Origin of the sequence: Aeromonas sp. HMWF016 (genome assembly GCF_963878195.1) — a bacterium.
GTDB lineage: Bacteria > Pseudomonadota > Gammaproteobacteria > Enterobacterales > Aeromonadaceae > Aeromonas > Aeromonas lacus.
Genome location: NZ_CAWNWX010000002.1, coordinates 22,640 through 24,168 on the forward strand (window position 1 = coordinate 22,640; position 1,529 = coordinate 24,168).

The 1,529-nt window shown below is 67.4% G+C and carries 1 protein-coding gene and 1 pseudogene; one reads left to right on the plus strand and one right to left on the minus strand.

Going from position 1 to position 1,529, the window contains the following annotated elements; genetic code table 11:
- Nucleotides 1-823 (plus strand): S41 family peptidase (locus tag AACS24_RS00130; RefSeq protein ID WP_258223030.1); only part of this gene is annotated, 823 nt, incomplete at its 5' end.
- Nucleotides 824-838: 15 nt separating this feature from the next.
- Here AACS24_RS00130 and AACS24_RS00135 read toward each other — a convergent pair.
- A pseudogene (locus AACS24_RS00135) lies at nucleotides 839-1,529 on the minus strand (flavodoxin reductase); the annotation flags it as partial.

Genomic DNA, 1,529 nt, shown 5'->3' on the forward strand with positions numbered 1-1,529 from the left:
CATCGCCGCCGGTGCCCGTCTGCTTGCCATCAACGGCAATCCGGTCACCACCCAGACAGAGCTAGAGCGCGCCCTCAACCACAAGGCCGGGGCGCGGCTTGCCCTCACCTTCCAGCAGGAGGGGAACAAGGAGCCGGACGAGGTGGAGGTGACCGCCATCGATCAGCAGCAGGAGTACCGGCTGCAGCTCGACAGCTGGATCGCCAAGCGGCGGGATCTGGTGGCCAAGCTGAGCAAGGGCAGGGTCGGCTACGTCTATCTGCCGGAGATGAACAGCGCCGTCTATGAGGAGCTGGTGTCGGAGGCGCTCGGCCGGTTGCGCAGCAGCGAGGCGCTCATCGTCGACGTGCGCTTCAACAAGGGGGGCTATCTTGCCAATACCCTGGTCGGCTTCCTCACCGGCAGCAGCAGCGCCCACGGCATGGCCATCTCGGATCCCAAGGCGGGACAAGGCGCCAGCGATGCCGCGACCCGCCAGTGGACCAAGCCCTCGGTGGTGCTGGTCAACGCCGGCAGCTACTCGGAGGGCTCCGCCTTCCCCGAGTACTACCGCGCGCTCAAGATTGGCCCCATCGTCGGCGAGCCGGTGCCCGGTACCGGCACCATGGTCTATGGCCACACTTCCCGTCTCGTGCCCGGCCTCTCCTACGGCATTCCGACCCTGGGTCTGCGCAAACCGGACGGCACCTTCTACGAGAATCAGGAGCTGATCCCGGATCTGCAGGTGCCCCTCACCCCTGCCGACATGCTGGCGGGGCGGGATCCGCAACTGGAGGCGGCGGTACAAGCAGCCCTCAAGCAGTTGCCAGCCAGCCCCCAGTAACGGCGCCCATCGAAGTCAACGGAAGCGAAACAGCTCGCGATGCAGATGCCCGTCCGGCAACAGCCGGGTCAGGGCATCTGCCATCCCCTCTGGCCCACAAAACCATACCTGCTCAGGTGTATCCTGCGCGATGCGGGCCAGATCCAGCCGCCCGGCCACCTTGTCCAGATGCAGCTGATAGCGCACACCGGTGCGATGACAGAGCTCGGCCAACCGCTGGTGGTAGACCGCGCCCGCCAGATCCGGCGCACACTGGATCAGGGTGATCCCCTCGCCGCGCTCGCCACGGGCAGCCAGCCCCTCCAGCCAGGCCACAAACGGCGTGATACCGATCCCGGCCCCCAGCCAGAGGGCTCGCCCTCCCCCTTGCGGGGCGACAAAAGCGCCATAGGGGCCGGTCACCACCACCTCATCCCCGACGCGCGCCTCTGCCACCAGCTGACGGGTATGATCCCCGAGCGCCCGCACCGCGATCACCAGCTGGCGCCGATCCGCCGACACCCGCACCAGGGTAAAGGGGTGCGGCCCCTCCTTGGCGTCAAACTCGAAAAAGGCAAACTGACCCGGGCGGTAATGGGGGAGCGGCCGCTCCAGCTGCATGGTCAGCTCGCAAGTCTGATCCACCAGCGTGCGCACTGCAACGACCCGGCCGGGATGGCGCTGCCGCGCCCCCACTTGCCCCAGCAGAGAGTAGAGGGCACCGAGC